Source organism: Lacrimispora struthionigena, from assembly GCF_048627165.1.
Classification (GTDB): Bacteria; Bacillota; Clostridia; order Lachnospirales; family Lachnospiraceae; genus Lacrimispora.
Window position 1 is genome coordinate 3,298,690 of record NZ_JBMBWP010000002.1, and the last position, 22,178, is coordinate 3,320,867.

Annotated in this window: 17 protein-coding genes; 11 read left to right on the forward strand and 6 right to left on the reverse strand. The window is 41.8% G+C overall.

Translation table 11 applies throughout. The features are described from left to right. Nucleotides 1-2: 2 nt before the first annotated feature. Nucleotides 3-1,220, forward strand: coding sequence for a TolC family protein (locus ACOAOT_RS24570; protein ID WP_420219343.1), 1,218 nt, complete (start codon nucleotides 3-5; stop codon nucleotides 1,218-1,220). Here ACOAOT_RS24570 and spoIIR read toward each other — a convergent pair. After that, a complete protein-coding gene (gene spoIIR, locus ACOAOT_RS24575) occupies nucleotides 1,198-1,851 on the reverse strand; it encodes a stage II sporulation protein R (protein ID WP_420219344.1) in 654 nt (217 codons plus the stop codon). The genes ACOAOT_RS24570 and spoIIR overlap by 23 nt on opposite strands. A gap of 95 nt (nucleotides 1,852-1,946) precedes the next feature. On the opposite strand from spoIIR, the gene ACOAOT_RS24580 reads away from it, so the two are divergent. From ACOAOT_RS24580 to ACOAOT_RS24590, 3 genes are read left to right on the forward strand one after another with little or no spacing between them, the layout of a single operon-like run. Then, nucleotides 1,947-3,011: a D-alanine--D-alanine ligase family protein gene (locus tag ACOAOT_RS24580; RefSeq protein ID WP_420219345.1), complete on the forward strand. Its 1,065-nt coding sequence runs from the start codon at nucleotides 1,947-1,949 to the stop codon at nucleotides 3,009-3,011. A gap of 12 nt (nucleotides 3,012-3,023) precedes the next feature. Then, entirely contained in the window at nucleotides 3,024-3,842 is an 819-nt protein-coding gene (gene murI, locus ACOAOT_RS24585) for a glutamate racemase (protein ID WP_420219346.1), read from the forward strand. 14 nt (nucleotides 3,843-3,856) lie between these two features. Next, nucleotides 3,857-4,303 (forward strand): YwiB family protein, encoded by a 447-nt coding sequence (locus tag ACOAOT_RS24590; protein ID WP_420219347.1) that lies wholly within the window; start codon nucleotides 3,857-3,859, stop codon nucleotides 4,301-4,303. 32 nt (nucleotides 4,304-4,335) lie between these two features. Here the strand turns inward: ACOAOT_RS24590 and ACOAOT_RS24595 are convergent, their stop codons facing one another. The 3 genes from ACOAOT_RS24595 to ACOAOT_RS24605 all read right to left on the reverse strand — a co-directional run bounded on the left by ACOAOT_RS24595 (nucleotide 4,336) and on the right by ACOAOT_RS24605 (nucleotide 7,347). Further along, entirely contained in the window at nucleotides 4,336-5,556 is a 1,221-nt protein-coding gene (locus ACOAOT_RS24595; protein ID WP_420219480.1) for an AAA family ATPase, read from the reverse strand. 75 nt (nucleotides 5,557-5,631) lie between these two features. Beyond that, the gene (locus ACOAOT_RS24600) at nucleotides 5,632-6,477 is read right to left on the reverse strand and encodes a tyrosine-type recombinase/integrase (RefSeq protein WP_420219348.1); all 846 of its coding nucleotides are present in this window, start codon (nucleotides 6,475-6,477) and stop codon (nucleotides 5,632-5,634) included. 6 nt (nucleotides 6,478-6,483) lie between these two features. Then, complete coding sequence (locus ACOAOT_RS24605) at nucleotides 6,484-7,347, reverse strand: tyrosine-type recombinase/integrase (RefSeq protein WP_420219349.1); 864 nt, start codon at nucleotides 7,345-7,347, stop codon at nucleotides 6,484-6,486. 233 nt (nucleotides 7,348-7,580) lie between these two features. Here ACOAOT_RS24605 and ACOAOT_RS24610 point away from each other — a divergent pair, with 233 nt between their 5' ends. From ACOAOT_RS24610 to ACOAOT_RS24635, 6 genes are all read left to right on the forward strand, one after another. Then, a complete protein-coding gene (locus tag ACOAOT_RS24610) occupies nucleotides 7,581-9,332 on the forward strand; it encodes a cell wall-binding protein (protein WP_420219350.1) in 1,752 nt (583 codons plus the stop codon). 133 nt (nucleotides 9,333-9,465) lie between these two features. Beyond that, nucleotides 9,466-10,110 (forward strand): TetR/AcrR family transcriptional regulator, encoded by a 645-nt coding sequence (locus ACOAOT_RS24615; RefSeq protein WP_420219351.1) that lies wholly within the window; start codon nucleotides 9,466-9,468, stop codon nucleotides 10,108-10,110. Nucleotides 10,111-10,121: 11 nt separating this feature from the next. Further along, nucleotides 10,122-11,258 (forward strand): TolC family protein, encoded by a 1,137-nt coding sequence (locus ACOAOT_RS24620; protein ID WP_420219352.1) that lies wholly within the window; start codon nucleotides 10,122-10,124, stop codon nucleotides 11,256-11,258. Between the two features lie 13 nt (nucleotides 11,259-11,271). Further along, a complete protein-coding gene (locus tag ACOAOT_RS24625; protein WP_420219353.1) occupies nucleotides 11,272-12,495 on the forward strand; it encodes a TolC family protein in 1,224 nt (407 codons plus the stop codon). A gap of 54 nt (nucleotides 12,496-12,549) precedes the next feature. Next, on the forward strand, nucleotides 12,550-13,665 hold the full coding sequence (locus tag ACOAOT_RS24630) for an efflux RND transporter periplasmic adaptor subunit (protein WP_420219354.1): 1,116 nt from the start codon (nucleotides 12,550-12,552) through the stop codon (nucleotides 13,663-13,665). 1 nt (nucleotide 13,666) lies between these two features. Beyond that, nucleotides 13,667-16,717, forward strand: a complete 3,051-nt coding sequence (locus ACOAOT_RS24635; protein WP_420219355.1) for an efflux RND transporter permease subunit — start codon at nucleotides 13,667-13,669, stop codon at nucleotides 16,715-16,717. A 66-nt stretch (nucleotides 16,718-16,783) separates the two neighbouring features. On the opposite strand, the gene ACOAOT_RS24640 is transcribed toward ACOAOT_RS24635, so the two are convergent. Further along, entirely contained in the window at nucleotides 16,784-17,404 is a 621-nt protein-coding gene (locus tag ACOAOT_RS24640; protein ID WP_420219356.1) for a superoxide dismutase, read from the reverse strand. A 234-nt stretch (nucleotides 17,405-17,638) separates the two neighbouring features. After that, nucleotides 17,639-18,088, reverse strand: coding sequence for a hypothetical protein (locus ACOAOT_RS24645; protein WP_117417327.1), 450 nt, complete (start codon nucleotides 18,086-18,088; stop codon nucleotides 17,639-17,641). Nucleotides 18,089-18,296: 208 nt separating this feature from the next. Here ACOAOT_RS24645 and rpoB point away from each other — a divergent pair, with 208 nt between their 5' ends. After that, nucleotides 18,297-22,163: a DNA-directed RNA polymerase subunit beta gene (gene rpoB / locus ACOAOT_RS24650; protein WP_420219357.1), complete on the forward strand. Its 3,867-nt coding sequence runs from the start codon at nucleotides 18,297-18,299 to the stop codon at nucleotides 22,161-22,163. Nucleotides 22,164-22,178: the final 15 nt, after the last annotated feature.

Sequence of the window (22,178 nt, forward strand, 5' to 3'; positions counted from 1 at the left end):
ATATGAGAAATAAAAAAGTTTTGCCATTCTGTCTGGCGGCTCTGTTAACGGCTTCCTCGGTATTTCCCGCATATGGAGCTGTTGGACCGGGGCAGTCAGAAAAACCAATTCCTGAGGGAATAACAGCGGAACAGTGGAGTAAATTAAATGACAGCAACATAGAATTTGGTGAACTTTCCGACCTGGTCCGGTATTTTAATCCGGATTTGCAGAATATAGTGGATTCTGCAAATTCGAATATAGATAATCTTAAGTACGTTTATAATGAGCTTGTAGGAATCGAAATGAAAAATAAAATAAAGGAACTTGAGGATCAGGCGAAGGAACTTAAGCCAACCGGTATGACTAATGAAGACGGAATTCCTGTATATAAGGTTTTAGAGGGAACAGTAAAAAGTATAAAGACCCAGACTGATAAGTTACAATGGACTCTTAAAACCCTTAACCAATCCAATTCCCAGATCAACTCCGGTATTACACAGGCATCAAGGCAATATGAGTATTATGCCGATCAGCTTATGATCGGATATAACAACGCTGTTGCAAACCGGGCACTGCTTCAAAAAGCATCGGAAGTATGTAATTCTGCTTATGAAGCTCAGCAGTTAGGTCAGCAGGTTGGCACGGCAACACAAAATGATGTGCTGTCTGCAAAAAAGGAAGTACTTACCACTCAGGCTTCTGTATTAAGTCTGGATCAGACGGTTGATGGTCTGCGGCGCTCACTGGCCCTGATGACAGGGTATTCCTTAGATTCCCTGCCAAATGTAGGAGATCTCCCGGAACTGGACCTGTCTGCGATTTCCAACCTGGACCTTGAAGGCGATACAGCAAAAGCCATAGGCAATAATTATGATCTTATCGATATGCGTCGTACCAATTCCAATAAGACTTCTACGGGAATGGAAAATAAAAAGGCAAGAGTATCGGAAGCCGAACAAAATGTTGCAGTCACCATGCAATCTTTTTATCAGAATCTGAAGCAGGCAAAGACCGCGTATGAAGCAGCCAATACCTCCTACGAGAAGGCAGTGCTTGATAAAGGGAAAGCAGAGCGTTCTTTCCAGATGGGTATGTTAAGTAAAATTACATATCTTCAGTCTCAAATGGCATTTTTGCAGGCAGAGGGAGCAAAGCAAAGTGCATACGCAGAGCTGTATCAGGCATTCACTACGTACCAGTGGGCTGTAAAGGGAATCATTGTGGATTCTGCGAAATAGTGGTTTTTTTATTCACAGGCAGCAGATCCAAAACTTTAAGCTTTACATGGATTTTAACCGGTTCTTTTCTTAATTTCAAATAATCAGATTCATCCATGGAGTGGCGCAGGATCTCTTTTGAGGTATCCGGAACGACTGCATAGGAAGAATCGGTAAAGCATAGCGGAGGATAGAGGACGCACCACCAGTTGCGTCCTTTTCCTTCGCCGATTTTTACCCTTACTGCTTCGTAAGTTCCGCAGGGGAATACCATATCTCCGTAGGTTTTGGTTGGAAAGTAGCAATTGGTCAGTTCCATATGTGCGGGATAATCATATCCCAGGTTCTTCATGTAGTTTTCTGCTTTTTTCTCCAAAATGGATTCGTGGGAGCGGATATAGGTTTTTGTATCTTCCAGGGATGCATTTTCACCAAGGTCTTCATATATTGAATTGAGAAGCATGGTGCGTACTTTTAATTTTAAATTCTGGTCCCCAGTGCTGTTACTGTTTGCAAGAACATGAAACCGCAGGATATCAGGGGCAATCCTGGCGGCAAGGGCCTCGTCGCTTGATCTGTCATTTGCCAGTGTCAGTAAAAAAGCAATGAGCAGACAGGTAATACATAAGAATAAATCACGTTTCTGTTTCATAGGGTACCTCCTTTTTTCTGGAATCTATTTGTAATTGTAACCATATGTGCTATAATATAAACGCTGTAAATCAAGAATTTATTAAGGAGATTGGAATGAGTAAGAAAACTGCGGTTGTATTATTTGGCGGACAGTCATCGGAGCACGTTGTTTCCTGTATGTCAGTTGTCAATGTGATAGACCATATAAATAAAGATAAATATGATCTGCTTTTGATCGGAATCACTGAGGAAGGACACTGGATTAAAACGGAGTCTGTAAAGGAAATCAAAGACGGGACCTGGAGAGAGGGAAGTGTTCGTGCAGTTCTTTCTCCTGATGCCGGCATGGGGGCTGTTATATTACTTAATGGAACCAAGACAGAATTTGTTAAGGCAGATGTGGTATTTCCTGTGCTCCATGGTCTGCTGGGCGAAGATGGAACCGTCCAGGGTCTGCTGGAACTTTCCAGAATTCCATACGTGGGATGCGGTGTACTTTCTTCTGCCGTTTCCATGGATAAATTATATACAAAGATTATTGTTGACGACCTTGGTGTGCGTCAGGCGGCCTATGTTCCAGTCATGCGCCATCAGTTAAAGAATATGGAGCAGGTAATCGCCAGAGTAGAAGAACGGTTTGATTATCCCGTATTTGTAAAGCCCTCCAATGCCGGGTCTTCCAAGGGTGTGAGCCGTGCAGAAGACAAAAAGGAACTTGAGACAGCATTACTTGAGGCTGCCAGACACGACCGTAAGATTCTGGTAGAAGAGATGATTGTAGGCAGAGAGATTGAATGTGCTGTTTTAGGCGGCGGCAATCAGCCGGTTAAGGCCTCTGGTGTAGGAGAGATTCTTGCAGCGGCTGAATTTTATGACTTCGATGCAAAGTATAACAATGCGGATTCAAAAACAGTAATCGATCCCCAATTGCCTGATGGTGCTGCGGAACGTGTAAGAGAAGCAGCAAAAGCGGTATTCCAGGCAGTGGATGGCCGGGGGCTGGCAAGAGTGGATTTCTTTGTTAAAAGTGATGGAACGGTTGTATTTAATGAGATTAATACCATGCCGGGATTTACGGCAATCAGTATGTATCCTATGCTTTGGGAAGCAGCTGGAATAAACAAGGATCAGCTCGTTAATTGTCTTATGGAAGACGCTTTGAGCCGGTTTGACGATTAAGGAGCAGATATTATGGCAGATAGAAATTCTCCCATTGGAGTATTTGATTCCGGTGTAGGCGGACTTACGGTTGCAAGAGAAATCATGAGGCAGATGCCGGATGAAAGAATTGTATATTTTGGTGATACGGCACGGGTGCCTTATGGAAATAAATCCTGCAACACTGTTATCCGCTTTACCAGACAGATCATTCGTTTTCTTATGACCCAGGATGTAAAAGCAATTGTAATTGCCTGTAATACGGCCACTGCCTGTGCCCTGGAGACAGTAGAGAATGATCTGGATATCCCCATCATCGGAGTCATTCACGCAGGTGCAAGAACTGCAATTGAATCCACCAAGAATGGTAAGATTGGAATTATCGGAACCGAAGGAACCATAAGAAGCGGTGTATACACACGGGTAATAAAAGAAATGCGGGAAGACATTGAAGTGACTGGAAAGCCCTGTCCCCTCCTGGTGCCCCTGGTTGAGGAAGGACTGCTTCACGATTCCGTTACAGATGAAATAGCATCCCGATATCTAAGCGAATTAAAAGGCAAATACATTGATACACTGATATTAGGCTGCACCCATTACCCACTTTTGCGCTCCACTGTAGGCAGGCTGATGGGTCCGGAAGTTACTTTAGTTAATCCAGCTTATGAGACAGCTCTGGAATTAAAGCAGGTTCTGGAGGAAAATGGGCTGATCTGTGATCAAGACGGCAGCAGCATTGATAAATATCATTTCTATGTCAGTGATCTGGCGGAAAAGTTCACAAGCTTTGCTGCCTCCATTCTTCCAGGTCAGGTGAAAGAGACGAGACAAATAAATATAGAAGAGTACTAGAGGAGTTATAAACGATGACGAGAGATGTTCTGATCAGTATCAGTGGTGCACAAATCGTGGAAGATGATAATCAGGCTGTGGAAATGATCACAAGAGGTGATTATTTTTTAAAAAACGGCAACCATTATATTCTTTATGATGAAGTTCAGGAAGGGTTAGAAGGCGTGACCAGAAACACCATTAAGATTCATCCGGCAGGAATGGATATTATAAAAAGAGGAAGCACCAGTGTTCATATGACCTTTGAAAAGGAAAAGAAAAACATTTCCTGCTATGCAACACCATTTGGAGAGCTGATGATCGGGATCAGAACCAACGATATCAGGATTGCGGAGGAAGAGGACCGTTTAAAGGTTCAGGTGGATTATTCTCTGGATATTAATTACCAGCATGTTTCAGAATGTAACATTGTACTGGAAGTCTGTTCCAAAGATACTGCCAGTATTCATCTTCTGAATTAAAAAAAGACATATACTATGTCTTTTTTTTATGGTCAGAAGATTGTATCCTTAACCAGGGGAATTGCCCCGTATTTTCCCAGAAGATAATCTTTGGAGAAGCTGGCATCAGACCGGACTTTAATATCAGCAAGGGTATAGAGTCTGGACTCTCCGTATTCATTCATATCTACAAAAGCCACCTCATCACGCCGAAACTGCTGGTTATTTAAAATGGAGATGTCATGAGTTGAGAAAATAAGCTGTATATTCTTGTTCATGTCTTGCTGAAATGAATCAACAATAAATTTGGTAACAGTGGGATGAAATTCACCGGAAATGCTGTCAACCATCAAGATGCCACCGTTTTTGCACAGCTCAAAGATTCTTAAAAACATAAACAGGTTCTTTAGAGTGCCGGAGGAAATCTCTGTTATATCCATATATTTAATAAACGACTGACCACTTGACCGGGATTTAGTGAGATATCCCAGTTTTGGGATCCCGTTTTCAATTATAATATCTTCTACAGGTATCCCCAGCTTGCGAAGCTGACTCAGGCTGAAATTGATTGCATCCGGATTTTCCAGGATTTTAAATAGCTTTCCGTCCATTAAGGTATTACCAAGAATTTGAAACATCTCAAGATCATCAAAGTAATAGTGAATTTTACTGGAGAAAAAGTTCTCAAAAGGCTTCATAATTGCGTTTATTTCGGGAATATCCATAGATGACAAAATAGAACAAAACAGCCGGTTGTCATGAGGGCGGATTCCGGATTTGGAACGCATGCATTTTTCATAGAAACGACCGTAGGAAAGCTCCGTTGCTGTACGTGAAAATACCAGGTGATGATCAACGGTTAGGTGTTCCGTCAGGATGTTTTGGGAACAGATAGAGATCCCATACTCATAGATCCTGTTGCCGCTTATAAAAGATATTTCCATTTCAGTTGGAGGAGTCTCTGGCTCGCCCCGTTCAAAGGGAACAATTTTGTCCATGGAGTTCAGCTGCAAAAGATTAATAAACCGGTTTTTATAAGATGCCTGGGAAGGAAACAGCTGCCAGAAAATCAGAGAGTGAAAACTGGCAAAGGCAAGAAAAATATTGGTTTTCCCGCTTGAATTTGGTCCATAAAAAGCCAGTGTCTTTATCAGCTTCTGGTTGTCAAATGATATGAGGTGGTCCGGAAGTTCTTTGTAGGTGACCGCCTTCATATTAACAAATGTCTCGTCCAAAAAGGAACGGAAGTTCTTAAATCGAAAAGAGATTAGCATCACGTATTATCCTCCTTTTTGAAATTATATCTCAGAAATCAGAAAAAAGAAACATAAAATAATAAAAAAATACGCTCACCATGTGATAATTTCGTCAAGCAGCTGCTGTTGCTCCTGGCTGGAGCGGGTGAGATAGATTCTGGTTGTTTCAATGCTTTCGTGCCCCATTAAATCTGCAAGCAGTGATATGTCATTGTTGCGGGCTAAAAAATTCTTTGCAAAACGATGTCGGAACGAATGCGGGTAAACGGTATCCGGATTTATTCCATAACGGCAGGCCAGATGTTTTAGCTGATAATTAATGCCACGGGGAGTAATTAAATGTCCTCCTTTATTTAAAAACAGGAAGCCGCTTTCTACTCCACGCTCCTGACACCAGGCCAGTGCCTCTTCGCAGAGGGAATCGGGAAAGTAAATTCGCCGTATCTTTCCTCCCTTGGAATAGAGATCTAAATAACCAAGCTTTAAATGTTCCTCTTTTATCTGAATCAGTTCGCTGACCCGCGCCCCCGTAGCAGCAAGGAATCGCACAATAAAATACCAGAAATAATTTTTTTCTTCTTTCAGTTTTTCCTTAAAGATCTCATAATCCTCATTGGATATAATGGTATCCAAAAAGGTTTTCTGCTGTACTTTAACAGAAGGAAGGCGGTAGGAGGATAATACAATGGAATCCACTTCATTGGTCTCTGTTAAAAAACGGGAAAAATGATTAATGGCATAAATACGCTGGTTCACAGTGGCCGGACGGTAACGGGGAATTAAATAGCTCTTATACTGCTGCAGATTCTCAGGGGTAACCTCATCATACAAAGTGAAAAAAAGGCGCACACTGCCTGCATATGCAGTCATTGAGTTGACTGACAAATTCCGTTTCTTCAGATATTTTCTAAATTCATTTAATAATTCATCATTCACCATAATCTTCTACCAATTCACAATCTGATTTACAATCTGTTTTTGTTCCGTACTGCTTCTATGCAGATAAATTCTGGTGGTTTCAATACTCTCATGACCCAGAATATCCGAAAGCATGGAAATATCTCCGCATTTTTCAATGAAATTCTTGGCAAAACGATGGCGGAAGGAGTGAGGATAGACCACTTTTGGATCCAGCCCGTATAAAGCTGTAAATTTTTTCAGCTGTCCCCGTATTCCGGCAGGAGTAATTGGTTCGCCGTAACGATTTAAGAAAACGTATCCACTGACACGGCTGATCCGATTCAGCCAGTTAAGAGCTTCTGTGCGCAGGTTTTTTGGAACGTAAATTCGCCTGATTTTGTTATCTTTGGAGTAAATATCCATGTATCCCCGTTTCACGTGTTCCACTTTTACCATTACAAGCTCACTGACCCGCACTCCGGTTGCAGCCATAAACCACACCACAAAATAATACAGCATGTTTCCATCCCGGATGAGACAGTTTTTCAGATACTCATAGTCCGCCTGACTGATGATATTCTCCAAAAAAGTTTTCTGCTGAATTCGTATCATCAGCATTTTCGAAGAAGTAAGCTTTAACGATTCCATATAACAATTCAGGGCACGAATTCGTAAATTTACAGTCTGTGGCTTGTAATGTTCCATTAAATAGCACTTATAGAGCATGAGATTGTCATGGCTGACTACATGGTAGAGGCCAAGAAACTGTCTGACTGCAAACAGATATACGTGAATGGTATTTGCAGACATATTGTTGATTTTTAAATATTCCTGGAAATCATCAAGGCTTTGCTCGACGACGCTTTTGTCCCCGGTTGCAATTTCGTTTATTTCGTTTCCTTTCGTCATATCGTTCCATCTCCCTTTTAGAATCAAACAAGAACAGTTTAACACAAGTATATAAACTGTTCATTAAAAAATCAAGAAAAATTCGAAAAAATAGTAAAAATAAAGCATAAATAGTGGATAAAATGGGTTTTGCTTTCGATAATTTCCAATATTAGAAGTATAATGGCTTTGTGATGCAATTAGGAATTTCACCTAAAATATTTCAAAAAGAAAAAAAGGAGAGTGCATTTATTATGAGAAAGCAGACAAAATTAGTTGCTGTTTTATCTACAGCAGCACTGCTGGCATTAGGTGCTTCCATGTCTTCTTTCGCAGCGACTGGCTGGCAGGAAGAAAATGGTACATGGGTGTATTACAACAGAAGCGGAGACAAGGAAACAGAGAAATGGGCTAAATCCGGTGACAACTGGTTCTACTTAAACGACAGCGGTGAGATGTCGACTGATGTTATCGTGGAATACAATGACGACTACTATTATGTAGATGACAACGGCGCTATGGTAACCAATCAGTGGGTATCCATGGAGAACGAGGATTACGACGGCGGTGAGGATGATGAAGAACCTGTAAATCACTGGTACTATTTCGGTTCCAATGGTAAAGCTTATAAGAGCTCAACCAGCAGCGATACCGCAGCTTTTAAAAATATTAACGGCAAAGAGTACGTTTTTGATGACGAAGGCAAGATGCTTTACGGCTGGATCAACGACGACGGGGAAAGAGAAACCGGCGATGACGCATGGAAAGAAGGAATTTACTACTGCGGCAAAGAAGATGATGGTGCAAAGACCATAGGCTGGTCAAGTATCGAAATCAAAGACGATGATTACGATGATGCTGCAAAAGATGGAAACGCAAGAGTTTCCAGCCACAATACCTTTGATGATGAAGAGCAGGAGCGTTGGTTCTGGTTCAAGAGCAATGGTAAGAAACAGACAAGTAAAGACGGAAAAACCATCAATGGCAAGAAGTACAGCTTTGATGAGTGGGGCCGTATGAATGCAGAGTGGATTCTTTGGGATGCAACTGCAACAACCGCAAAAGCAACCGCTGCCACAGCTTCTACCGGACAGGGCGCAAATGATTATACCAGAGAATGGAGATATTTCGGTTCTCCTGAAGATGGCGCAAGAATCACCAAGGGCTGGTTCAAGGTTGTTCCTGATGAGAATCTGCACTTAGAGAAATACAATGATGATGAAGATTTCTGGTATTATTCAGACAATGACGGACAGCTGGTTGCCGGTGAAATCAAGACCATTAATGGTAAGAAGTACGCCTTTGACTCCAAAGGAAGAATGAAGAGCGGCATGAAGTTCTATAAGTTTGAAGATAACAACCCAAATAAAGATATCGTTGAAATTGTTGATGACGATGATGACAATTACCCATTTGATACAGAAGACCGCTTCAAAGACAATGCAAATCACTGGCTGGATGAAGGCTACTACTTATATTATTTCGGCAGCGGCAGCGATGGTTCCATGAAGACAAATAAACAGAATGTTGAAATCGACGGAGAGTCATTCAGTTTCTTCTTTAATAAATCCGGTACATTTAAAGGGGCCGGTAAAACAGGCGTTGATGATGACAAGTATTATCTGGCTGGTATGCTGTTAAAAGCAGATAAGGATGACAAATATTCTGTAGTTAAAATTAAAGAGACTAAAGACGGCGGAGTAACAAAGACAACATATAACATTCTTGATACAGATGAATTTATGGATGATCTTGATACAGAAGGCAAGGCAAGTGCCGATGGCAAGAGCTGGCTTGTAAAAGATGATGAAAAGCTGGCAGTTAAAGACAAGTATGACGAGTACTACAACGTTAACTATGAAGCAGCCAGAAAGGCTGGAATTACCTATAAGCTTGTAAATACTTCTGGTACTGTTCAGAAGAATAAGCACAAAGCAAAAGATGGTGATGACCGCTGCTACGATCAGAAGGGAAATGATATTACTTCTCTTTACGTAGAAAGCTAATAATGCTCTGACAAAGACAAGATAAAACATATGGCGGATTTTTTCCGCCATATGTTTTATCCATAAGATGACAAGTTGTCATTTATTTTATAAAATTTATAAACTTTTTATATTTAAGAAATTGGAGGAATTTATGCCAACACAGCGTTTTTTACATTTGCCTGATATAAAACGTGAAAAAATAAAACAGGCGGCAATTCGGGAGTTTTCCAGATTCTCCTTTTCCGATGTTTCTATCAACCAGATTATTAAAGCGGCTGATATCTCCAGAGGTAGTTTTTATACATATTTTGAAGATAAGGATGATTTGCTGTCTTATTTGCTTCATGATTTTCAGGAATCCTGTAAGCTATGGTTCAATAAAAATATGGAATTATGTGAAGGTAATATTTATCAGGTGTTCTGGAATTCAATCCTGGTATTAATTCACTACGGGCGGGAACAACAGGATTTTATATTTTATAAAAACATTTTTATGGATGCAAAGTTGATGACTGAAACAAGCATCATAGGCTTCAAAGAATTTTTTAATAAAAGCAGGGAAGAGAAGGAACTAATCCGCGATTGCTTTGATAAGCTGGATCGTAACATCTGTCCGGTTTCCGATGTGGATGAGCTTTCGGATCTGCTGGAACTTTTGCTATTCCTTGTGGCGAAATCCATGGCTATGTATTTTATGGAATCGGCAGATATAGATGAAATACTACATGGGATCGAATTTCAGTTTAAGATTGTGGAAGAAGGAGTGCGTCTAAAAACACAGAGAAAGACAGGATAGGAGTAATTACAATGGTTAATAGAAAAAGCAAACAATTTGTATCCATTCTTTTATCGGCAGTCTTGTTGTTTCCAGCAAATGAGGTATACGCAAGCCCGGTATTTTCAAGATCCGATGCAGAGTGGGAAAAGCTACAGGATAATACTATGGAATACGAAGAAATTGAGGACTTAATTCATGAATACAATGCCACAGTTTTAAATAACCAGGTGGAATATTCCAAGCAGAGAGATGATCCCACTGCAGATGATGTGGCGCGGTCTTACCGGGATGATGCAGCAGATCTGCGCTCAACCATAACTGGAGATAATGATCTTGCAGATGCCATGGCAGAAGCACAGGCACGGTCATTGGAGAAAAAAGCAGATGATAATGTATTTGATTTAGAGGTAATGCGCTATTCCAACATTCAGACTGAAAAAAATCTCACGATTATAGCTCAGTCCAATATGATTTCCTACTATAAGTCCATTCTTAATCTGGAAGTATTAAAACAGAATCAAAAGCTGCTTACCGAAGTACTTCGGGTGACGGAAGTACAAAGAGGCATCGGGTCTTCTACCAATGTAGAGGTATTGAATGCAAAAAACAATCTGCAGAAGACAGAGACGGCCATTATTCAGACAGAAGCTTCTATTAATAAGCTGAAGAAATCACTTTGTGTCATGTTAGGCTGGGGCTATCAGGCGTCACCGGATATGAGACCGGTGCCTGCTTCTGACGCTGCCAGAATATCCGGGTTTCACCCCGATTTGGATTACTCCAAAGCCGTTGATAATAATTATGAACTTAAAATAAATCAGAGAAAGCTGGAGAATGCTGTATCAGAAGTGGTAAAAGATTCTTATCGGATTAAAATCAGGGATAACAAAGATAAAATAGGTGCAGATCTGGATAAGAGATACCGGGAGGTTTTACAGGCTGAGGTTGCTTATCATGAGGCCGAAAGTGCATTAGAGGAATCAGCAAGAAAAATGGAGATTGCTTCTCAGAAAATGCAACTGGGTACCACAGGCCAACTGGAATATTTACAGCAGCAGACAGATTATCTGACAAAGCAGAATGCACTTAAAATTGCAGATATGGACTGGTTTTGGACAATGGAACAGTATGACTGGTCGGTAAATGGGCTGGCATCGGTAGAGTAAGGAGGGGATAACCATGCATAGGAATACGAAAAAATTGTGGCAGGTTGTGCTTCTTACAGCAGTTATTGTGTCCATAACAGGAAATGCCCTGGTGTTTCCGGTGTATGCAGCACAAATGGCAGAACCGGGAAAAGCAAAAAATGCCGTTCCAGAAGGATATGACCAAAGGCAGTGGGAATTACTCCAGGATAATGTTTTAGAGTATGAAGAACTGGGAGACCGGATTCAGTTATTTAATCCCAATATGATTTCTGCAAATGAAATGTACTGGTCCGCCATGGATGATGTAAAGGACCAGTATATGGCGGCTTATGAAGATGCAGGGGATTATAAGGAAGACGCGGATGATTTAAAAGATGCAGGCGGTTTATCCACCATGGATGGGCAGATCCTGTATGCTACTTTGCGGGCTTATGAAAAGGCAATGAAAAGTGCTGGAGACAAGATCAGCAGAGCTTATAATTACAACACTAAATCCGACGCCTCCTCCTACGAACCAGTCAGAAAAGGGGCAAAACAGCTGACCAGCGGAGCCCAGCAGGCAATGATTGGCTACAATATGGCATCAGCCCAGCAAAAAACACTGCGGACAATGAACGAAATGTATGAAAAGCTTTATCAGTCTGCTGTTTCCATGCAAGGTTTGGGAATGGCAACAGATGCAGATGTGACAGCCGCTAAAAAAAACCTGCTCAATGCAGAAAGCGCACTTACTGGTCTCGACAATACGGTAGAAAGTCTTGGTTCAACAGTGAAACTCCTGGCAGGCTGGACGGGGGAGGGCAAACCACAGATTCAGTCTGTGCCCACTTCTGATTTAAGTAAAATAGAGGAGCTGAACTTGCAGGAGGATACAGCCGATGCTATCCGCAATAATTATACACTGATTGAGGAACGTCACAGAAAAACAGATAGAAGTTCTACCAGAGTAAAATCAAAGTTTCGAAGTGAAGCGCAGATGGAACAGAATCTGTCCATTCAGATGGAGCAGCTCTATCAGGATATTTTACAAAATAAAAAAAATTATGAAGCTGCCTGCACGGCATATGATGAGGCAATTGTTGTAAAAAATGCCACTGAGATTCAGTTTAAAAATGGTTCCATCAGCCAGATTGAATATTTGGGACAGATGCTGTCTTACTATCAGGCAGAAGGAGAAAAAACAAATGCAGACTTGTCGCTGCGCCAGGCGATGGAGTTGTATTACTGGGCGACAGAAGGGTTACTGGATATCTAAAACTCAGATAATGGCTTGAATTTTACATCAAGGGATTTGAGAAAGGAAAATGAGATGAAGAGTAAGAAAAGACTGGTTATTGCTGTGGTTATTATAGCTGCTGCCGGCATTATAGGATTTGGTGTTTTTGGAAAGAAAAAAGAAGAGATTCCGTTTGAAACCCGGCCGCTTGTATCTGCCGAGAAGCCTCAGACAGGGGATATCACCCTTTATACAGATTTAACGGGAACGGTAGAGCCTGAGCTAAAAGCCAATGTAATGCCCAAAATGAACGGAGAGGTGCTGGAGGTTTATTTTCGGGCAGGAGATATGGTGGAGGCAGGTCAGCCTCTTTGTAAAATTGATTCAGATGCTTTGACTACTTTGAAAATAAATGTGGATTCAGCTGCAATAGCAGTAACTGACAGTCAGAACACACTTGCCAGAACAGAGGCGCTTTATACAACAGGGGCGGTATCCCATCAGTCTCTGGAACAGGCTCAGAACGGGGCGAATAATGCCAGACTGGCATACGAAGCAGCAAAAAACCAGTATGACCTGCAGTTAAAGTACACGACAGTGACAGCACCCATAAGCGGTGTAGTGGAATCCCGTACAGTTGAACCACATGATCATATTACTGTCAGTTCAGAAATCTGCAAAATTTCAGGTACAAACCAGATACAGATTACCTTTGGCATTACGGAAAAAACGTTACAGAATATGGCAGTAAATGATACTGTATCAGTGGAAAAAAACGGAGTTCAATATGATGGCACTGTAACTGAAATCAGTTCCGTTGTTAATTCCCAGACCGGTCTTTACGATGTAAAGGCGGTTCTTGCAGATTCAAAAGGTCTGACAACGGGAACCAGGGTCAAGATTACTGCAGTTATGAGCAGGGCAGCAGGTGTTATGACAATTCCAGTAGATGCAGTAAGCTACGATGCCAGTGTCCCCTTTGTTTACTGCTATGAAAATGGCATAGCCAAAAAAACAGAGATATCTGCTGGGATATATGACAAAGATAAAATGGAGATAAAGTCAGGAATTACATATGACAGCGTTGTAATAACCAGCTGGAGCAATGAACTGATAGATGGAGCAGAGGTTCTGCTGGAAGAGAGTAATACATCACAGGAAACAGAGACAGAGACACCTGCCGTTGCAGTTACAAAGGCAGGTGAATAAAATGGTTAATTTAACAAAATTTGCAGTAAGAAGGCCTGTGACCATCATTCTATGTCTGATTACAATCGCATATTTTGGAGTTCAGTCTCTGCTAGGGACAAAAGTAGAACTTACTCCTGAAATGGATCTTCCCATGCTGGTTATTGGTACTGTCTATGCGGGAGCCAGTCCGGAGGACATCAATGACTTAATTACCACCAAGCAGGAAGATGCCATATCATCTCTTGACAGCGTGGACACAATTAATTCTTACTCAAAAGATAACGTATCCATTGTACTGGTACAATATAAATATGGAACAAATTTAGATACAGCCTATATCAACCTGAAAAAAGCAATTGATGGAATCCGCAATGATATGCCAGATGATATTGAAGAGCCCAGAATACTGGAACTGAATCTGACATCAGGAGCTGCCGTAACACTTGCAGTTAGTGGAAACGTTGGTCAGAACCTGTATACATATGTGGATAATAAAATTGTTCCGGAATTTGAAAAGCTCAGTTCTGTCAGTGAGGTATCTGTTTCCGGCGGACAAAAGAGTTATGTGAGTGTTCAGCTTGATCCGGAAAAAATGAAACAATATCATTTAAGCATGCCGGCAGTTGCCCAGATTGTTGGCGCAGCAGATTTTACAATCCCAGCTGGAGATATTGATGTGGGAAGGCAAAAACTGAATGTCAGTGTTGGAAATGATTACAATAATACTGACAGCCTGAAAAATATTGCAATACCGCTGGCCAATGGAGATACCATCCATCTATCAGATATTGCTGATGTATATGATGCCCTGAAAGATGAGGATTCCATAGGGCGATACAACGGAGAAAATATTATTTCACTGGATATAAAGAAGCAGTCGGACTCCACTGCAATAGAAGTTTCAAAGCAGGTATCCCAACAGGTAGCCAGTATACTGGCAGATAATCCCGGTATTAATATTACAGTTGTCAATGATTCCAGCAATGTTATTAAGGAATCCATTTCAAATGTAGTGCAGACCATGGTAATGGCAATTATTCTCTCCATGATCATCTTGTGGCTGTTTTATGGAGACTTACGTGCATCTGTTATTGTAGGAACTTCAATACCAATCTCTGTGGTACTGTCTCTGATCTGCATGAGTGCCATGGGCTTTTCCTTAAACGTTATTTCACTGACCTCACTGGTACTTGGAGTCGGTATGATGGTTGATAACTCCATCAATGTTCTGGATGGCTGTTTCCGGGCAAAAGAAACAAGAAATTACTATGATGCCGCAATAGAGGGAAGCCGGATTATGATTGGATCCATTACAGGTGGCACCATAACTACCTGTGTTGTATTTTTTCCTCTTGTTTTTTTAAACGGTATGTCAGGGCAGCTATTTATACAGCTGGGTTATACTATTGTATTTTGTATGGTCGCATCTTTATTTTCTGCTGTAACCATTGTTCCTTTAAGCTTTGTACAATGGCATCCGGTAGAGAAAGAAAAGTCACCGGTAAACGGACTCATCAAGTCATTGCAGAATTGGTATAGAAAGAATATCCCTTATCTTTTAAAAAAGACAAAAGTGGTATTTACTGTCAGTATATTGCTTCTGGCAGCTGCTTTTGCAATGGCATCAAAACTGAGAGTCGATTTGATGACAACTGTGGATGAAGGAATTATCAGTATGTCAATTAAGATGAGGCCGGGATTGTCAATTGGTGCATTAAATCAGTCATTGGCAGGTATGGAAGAGTTTGTTACAAATGATGAAAATGTGGATCATTATCTTGTGACTTATGGCGCCGGAGGACTTAGTATAGATTCTTCCAGTACAATAAATTTAAATGCCTATTTAAAAGATGACAGAAAACAAACGACTGATCAGGTAATTAATAAGTGGAGAGGTCAGCTGGCCGATTTTAAAGACTGTTCCGTAACATTAAAAGAAGGAAGCAGCACCATGTCCAGCACCATGATGTCGGGAGATCAAATTGAGGTTGATCTTCAAAGTACCAATTATGAAACTCTGAAAAAAGCAAGTGCCCAATTAGTTACAGAACTGCAAAAAAGAGAAGATGTCATGCAGGTTCATTCCAGTGTAGAGAATGCAGCTCCTGTTGTGAAGGTGCGGATTGACCCGGTAAAAGCTCAGGCAGAAGGACTCACTCCTGCTGTCATAGGTTCCAATGTCTATACTGCATTAAGTGGTGTTAAGGCATCAACCATTCGTGTTGATGGAGAAGATATTGATGTAAAAGCTGAGTATGCTAAAGATAAATATGATGCGATAGAAGAACTGCAGGGAATGATGATTACAACGGCTTCCGGAACAACGCTTCCATTAAGCGATCTGGCTGATATCTATTATAAAGACAGTCCGCAGCAGATTGAACGTAAAAATAAGCAGTATAAAGTGGCAATCACCATGCAGCCTCAGTCTGAATATTTAAAAACGGCTAAAGATGATGTAAAAAAATTTGTTAAAAACTATAAACTGCCTGCTGGTGTGAAACCTATGACAAATGATCTGGATAAGATTATGAATGAAGAACTTGGTGCATTGGGAGGAGCTTTGTTTACCGGTGTTTTCCTGGTATTTATTGTTATGGCGATCCAGTTTGAGTCACCCAAATATTCCGCAATGGTAATGACTTCCATACCATTTAGTCTGATTGGTTCCTTTGGCCTTTTATTTGCAGCTGATGCACCAATTGACATGGTATCCATGCTTGGATTTTTAATGTTAGTCGGTACGGTTGTAAATAATGGAATTCTTTATGTGGAGACAGTCAACCAGATGTTAGGAGAGATGCCGCTGGACAAAGCACTGGTGGAAGCAGGCGCGATCCGTATGAGACCAATCTTTATGACTACCTTAACGACAGTGATATCCATGGTTCCCAACGCTTTTGCATATGGTAAATCAGGTAAAATGATGCAGGGACTGGCTTTGGTAAATGTAGGTGGATTACTTGCTTCCACAGCTTTAACACTTCTTTTGCTTCCCACATTTTATCGTGTTGTCTACAAATGGGGGCGTAAGAAAATCGGTGGTGAAGGCGAAATGATCTGTGATTGATTCTAATTTATGAACCACTAAGAAAGGAGGGAAAACAAATTTGTTTTCCCTCCTTAAATCAGGTTCTTAACCTTTTAGTGCTTTCTCGTAATTATTTGATACTTCCTTCCAGTTTACCACATCGAAGAAAGCTTTGATATAATCAGCCCTTAGATTCTTATACTTAAGATAATAAGCGTGTTCCCAGACATCAATTCCAAGAATTGGTACCTTACCGCCTCCTTCCATCAACGGATTATCCTGGTTGGGACTTGATGAGAGATGCAGCTTACCAGCCTTGTCAGCTGAGAGCCAACCCCAGCCAGATCCAAACTGTCCGGCTGCCAGAGCGCTTAACTGAACCTTAAACTGTGAGAAGCTTCCAAAAGCATCGTCAAGAGCCGCCTTTAGCGGACCATCTGGTTCTCCGCCGCCATCAGGGCTCATTGTGGAGAAATACAGGTTATGATTATAAAAACCGCCTCCATTGTTCCTGATTGTCTTTCTAAGTGCCTCATCCGGAATCTTATCGAGAGAGGAGAGAAGGGAAACAATATCCATATTCTCCGCTCCGGCTATTTTTGCTGCATCATTTAGATTCTTTGTATAGGCTGCGTGATGCTTGGAATAGTGTGTTTCCATTGTAAGTGCATCGATGTGGGGTTCTAAAGCTTCATATTTATAAGGTAAAATAATTTGTTCAAACATAGTGGTTCTCCTTTCGGGTTCTCATTTATATTGAAATTTAATTTTTTGATTATTGGTTAGTTATTACTAACTACCTTGTAGCTTGATTATATCATATATTTCCACTATGTCAATAGATTTATCTGACATTTTGAAAATTAATTATTCAAAGACAAATAAAAATGCCGATGAACGAGTTTAATCGCTCATCGGCATCTATCACAGACGTTCCGGTGATAGGAATCGTAACCTGGTCTAATGATTGTTCTTTTTAAACCTGTCCCAAAAAGATTTCTTCTTCGGCGCCGGAGGTACTGCTTTACCACGGAGGCTTTTGATTTCGGTTATGTAGATACCGCTAATCACAACCTTTGCTTCTGTCTTAACAGGAAGCACATCGAAAACCTTTGCGTCTGCAATCAATGTCATAACTTTTGGTCCGACCTTTGCTTTTACGATCGGCAGCTTGGTACGGCGCATGTACTTTGGCGTTTGTTCATACACGATCTTTGGGAGCCCGGCATCCTTTAGCCTCATCTTTTTCTTATCGATCACAAGCATGGAAACGGTCTGTGCCGCAGCTTCCAATGCCTGCTGCTGTTCTACCTGACGCTTTTCCAGCTTTCTTCCAAGAAAGTAAAGGACTGCCAGAGCTATCACTACGATGAAAAGAATCACTAATAATACGTTTAAAAATGTGCTCACCGGGAATACCTCCAATAGTTCATATTGTAAATTGGGCCTATCTGCAATAGTATAACACATTTTTCTGGGAAATACAAGCAAAAAATGCTTGACACCTTGACAGCACTATGATATTATGGAATGTGCACTATTGTGGCTTTGTGTGCCTTATTGGGACATTTATGCCCAAAACAGAAATGAATAGAAAGAAAACAGGGGTGAAACGTCAATGGAGAAAAGCAGAATGCGTCCGGTCCCGGCCGGTAAGAGCCTGAGAATGAGTTTCTCAAGACAAAAAGAAGTGCTTGAGATGCCAAACCTGATTGAGATTCAGAAGAATTCCTATCAGTGGTTCCTTGATGAAGGATTGAAGGAAGTCTTTGAAGACATCTCTCCAATTGCAGACTTTGCTGGACACTTAAGTCTTGAGTTTGTCGATTTTACATTATGTAAGGATGACATCAAGTACACAATAGAAGAATGCAAAGAACGAGATGCAACTTACGCAGCTCCTTTAAAGGTAAAAGTAAGACTTTGCAATAAAGATAAAGATGAAATTAATGAACATGAGATCTTCATGGGCGATCTTCCGCTTATGACAGATACCGGATCCTTCGTGATTAACGGTGCCGAACGTGTTATTGTAAGCCAGCTGGTACGTTCCCCAGGTATATATTATGGTATCGAACACGATAAGGTAGGTAAGGAATTATATGCATGTACGGTAATTCCAAACCGTGGTGCATGGCTGGAGTATGAAACTGACTCCAACGACATCTTCTACGTACGTGTGGACAGAACCAGAAAGGTTCCCGTAACCGTCCTGATTCGTGCTCTTGGTTATGGTACCAATGCAGAGATTATTGATCTGTTTGGTGAGGAACCAAAATTACTGGCCAGTTTTGGTAAAGATACTTCTGATAATTACCAGGATGGCTTATTGGAGTTATATAAGAAGATCCGCCCAGGTGAGCCTTTATCTGTTGATAGTGCTGAAAGTTTGTTAAATAGTATGTTCTTCGACCCGAGACGGTACGATCTGGCCAAAGTCGGACGATATAAATTCAATAAAAAGCTTCACTTTAAAAACCGCATCACTGGTCATGTTCTGGCTGAGAATGTGGTGGATACCACAACCGGCGAAATCTTAGCAGAGGCTGGAACGACTGTAGACAAGCAGCTCGCGATTACTATTCAGAATGCAGCTGTTCCGTTCGTGTGGCTGGAAGGTGTGGAGCACAAACAGAAAGTTCTTTCCAACTTAATGGTTGACTTGTCAGCCCATGTGAAATTTGATCCAAAGGATGCCGGGATTACAGAATTAGTATTCTACCCAGCTCTTGAAAAAATCCTGTCAGAAGTTGGAAGCGACGACGAAGAAGCATTAAAGAAGGCAATTCACAGACACGTGAATGAGCTGATTCCTAAGCATATTACAAAGGAAGATATTTTAGCTTCCATCAACTATAACATGCATCTGGAAGAAGAAGTAGGTAACGCAGATGATATCGATCATCTGGGCAACAGAAGAATCCGTGCGGTAGGAGAACTGCTCCAGAATCAGTACCGGATTGGTCTGTCCAGAATGGAACGTGTTGTCCGTGAGCGTATGACCACACAGGATATGGATGGCATTACGCCACAGTCTCTGATTAATATCAAGCCGGTTACTGCGGCTGTTAAGGAATTCTTCGGCAGTTCCCAGCTGTCCCAGTTCATGGATCAGAATAACCCGCTTGCTGAGCTTACCCATAAAAGACGTTTATCTGCTTTGGGACCTGGAGGTCTTTCCAGAGACCGTGCCGGATTCGAGGTTCGAGACGTTCACTATACTCATTACGGCCGTATGTGCCCGATTGAGACACCAGAAGGTCCTAACATCGGTCTGATTAACTCCCTTGCTACCTATGCAAGAGTAAATCAGTACGGTTTCGTGGAGGCGCCTTACCGCGTGGTAGATAAAACCAATGTGAACAATCCGATTGTTACCGATGAGGTTGTTTACTTAACTGCAGATGAAGAAGATAACTTTGTTGTTGCTCAGGCGAATGAGCCTCTTGATGAGGAAGGACACTTCATCCATAAGAATATTTCCGGACGTTTCCGTGAGGAGACATCCGAGTTCCAGAGAAAGAATATTGATTTAATGGACGTTTCTCCGAAGATGGTATTCTCCGTAGCGACAGCCATGATCCCCTTCCTGGAAAACGATGATGCGAACCGTGCGCTCATGGGATCAAACATGCAGCGTCAGGCCGTTCCATTATTGACAACCGACGCTCCTGTTGTAGGAACCGGTATGGAAGCAAAAGCTGCCGTTGACTCCGGTGTGTGTGTTGTTGCAAGAAACTCCGGTGTGGTAGAACGTTCTGCCTCCAACGAAATCATTATCAAACGAGATTCCGATGGCGGAAAAGATGTTTACCGTTTAACCAAGTTTAAGAGAAGCAACCAGTCCAACTGCTATAACCAGAAGCCAATCGTATTTAAGAATAACCATGTGGCAAAGGGAGACGTTATCGCTGACGGTCCTTCTACACAAAAGGGTGAGATCGCTCTTGGTAAGAATCCGCTGATCGGATTCATGACCTGGGAAGGTTATAACTACGAGGATGCGGTTCTCTTAAGTGAGAGACTGGTACAGGAAGATGTCTATACTTCTGTTCATATTGAGGAATACGAGGCAGAAGCCCGTGATACCAAGTTAGGACCGGAAGAGATTACCCGTGATGTTCCTGGTGTCGGCGAAGATGCATTAAAGGATCTTGATGAAAGAGGTATTATCCGTATTGGTGCGGAAGTCCGTGCAGGAGATATCCTTGTTGGTAAGGTAACACCAAAGGGTGAGACCGAACTGACAGCAGAAGAGAGACTGTTACGTGCAATCTTCGGCGAGAAGGCCAGAGAAGTACGTGATACTTCCTTAAAGGTACCTCATGGTGCTTACGGTATCATCGTTGATGCTAAAGTATTTACCAGAGAAAATGGTGACGAGCTTTCACCGGGTGTGAACCAGACTGTCCGCATTTACATCGCACAGAAGAGAAAAATCTCTGTTGGTGATAAGATGGCTGGACGTCATGGTAACAAGGGTGTTGTTTCCCGTGTGCTTCCGGTAGAAGATATGCCATTCCTTCCAAACGGCCGTCCTCTTGATATTGTATTAAACCCACTGGGCGTGCCTTCCCGTATGAATATCGGTCAGGTACTTGAGATCCACTTAAGCCTTGCTGCAAGAGCACTTGGATTTAACATATCAACACCTGTATTTGACGGAGCAAACGAGATTGATATTATGGATACCCTGGACGTAGCCAACGACTATGTAAATATGGAGTGGGAAGACTTCCAGGAGAAATATAAAGATACTTTAAGACCTGATGTAATTGAATATCTGGGAGAACATTTAGAGCACAGAGGCTTGTGGAAAGGTGTTCCGCTGAGCAGAGACGGAAAAGTTCGCCTTCGTGACGGGCGGACCGGAGAATACTTTGACAGTGCGGTTACCATTGGACACATGCATTATCTGAAACTGCACCATCTGGTTGATGATAAGATCCATGCCCGTTCTACCGGACCATACTCCCTGGTTACACAGCAGCCTCTGGGCGGTAAAGCTCAGTTCGGCGGCCAGCGTTTCGGAGAGATGGAGGTTTGGGCTCTGGAGGCTTATGGTGCGTCCTATACACTGCAGGAGATCATGACAGTGAAATCCGATGATGTGGTAGGTCGTGTAAAAACCTATGAAGCCATCATTAAGGGCGAGAATATTCCTGAGCCTGGAATTCCGGAATCCTTCAAGGTATTGTTAAAGGAACTTCAGTCACTGGCTCTCGATGTAAGAGTGCTGCGTGATGATAATACAGAGGTTCAGATTGCTGAGAGCACCGATTATGAGGAAACAGATTTAAGATCCATCATTGAAGGCGATAAGCATTACCGCGATGAGGAATCCTTTGGTGAATTTGGTTATCAGAAACAGGAATTCAAGGATGATGAACTGGTAAATGTTGATGAAGAAGAGGATGCGGACGGTGTCGACGATTCTTTTGAGGATTTCGATGACGTAGAATTTGACGATTCAGACGAAGAATAATAGAAGGGAGAACCG